This window comes from Natronolimnohabitans sp. A-GB9 (assembly GCF_030848565.1).
GTDB lineage: Archaea > Halobacteriota > Halobacteria > Halobacteriales > Natrialbaceae > Natronolimnohabitans.
The window spans coordinates 1-845 of the sequence record NZ_JAVDDV010000069.1; the positions used below are offsets into that span (position 1 = coordinate 1).

1 pseudogene is annotated in these 845 nt (G+C 55.6%); it reads right to left on the bottom strand.

From position 1 onward, the window contains the following. Positions 1 to 19 precede the first annotated feature (19 nt). Positions 20 to 845, bottom strand: a pseudogene (locus RBH26_RS21315) (ISH6 family transposase); the annotation flags it as partial.

Genomic DNA, 845 nt, shown 5'->3' on the forward strand with positions numbered 1-845 from the left:
GGTCCCGTCACAAACTCGTCTAGAGTTCGCCTCTGGTAGCGTCAACTGACACCTCCATTGTGATGGCTGTTTTGGCTGATCGCTCGAGCAGTTCGTCGGCGAACGCCGCGAACTGCTCAGGATCGGCATATTTCACGAGATTGAGCCAGAGGAGCGATTCTAAGCCGGATTCTGTCCATCGCATCCACTGGTTTTTACACCGCTTCGAGATTTCTCCCATGGCTCGTTCAACCACGTTCGATGTCCACGGTATCTCTTGTCCCTCGAGCGCGAGTTCGGCGAACGTCACGGTTGCTTGAGCCCATTTTCGGAGGTACGCCGCTGCTTTTGGAGAATCCTGTTGCTCTAAGCGCCACGCCTCCTTCGTGAGGTTCTCGAGCGTTTGGTCGATCCGCTCGCGGATCGCCAAACGCTCATTCTTCGGTGCGTGAAGCGCAACTGAGTTCTTCAGGTGGAACAGGTCGTTAGTGACGTCTGAGGCGATCGCTTTCCGCTTTTCAAGTGGGAAAGTACCGTCCTTCCACAGCTTGTACTTGAGCGTTCGACCAACGTGAACAAGGTCGAGCTGGTGAGATCGATAGCTGGCTTCGAACGCATCAACGAGGGAGTTTTCGCTGTCACTGACGACCGCAGCGTCGTCAGTGACCGCTTCCTTTTCCTTGAGATCTTCTGCTGTCTCAGCCCACGGTTCGTCCACATTTACGTCTAAGAGCGTGGTTTCCGTGTCGTCACCCTCGGTGATCTGTCCGAGGGTGACGTTGACGTCGTGGTGGGTGCAGTGGTCCTGCTGGCTATGACACTTCGTTCCGTCAGGAACGACAGTGTCTGCGTTCGTCCCAGGAAGC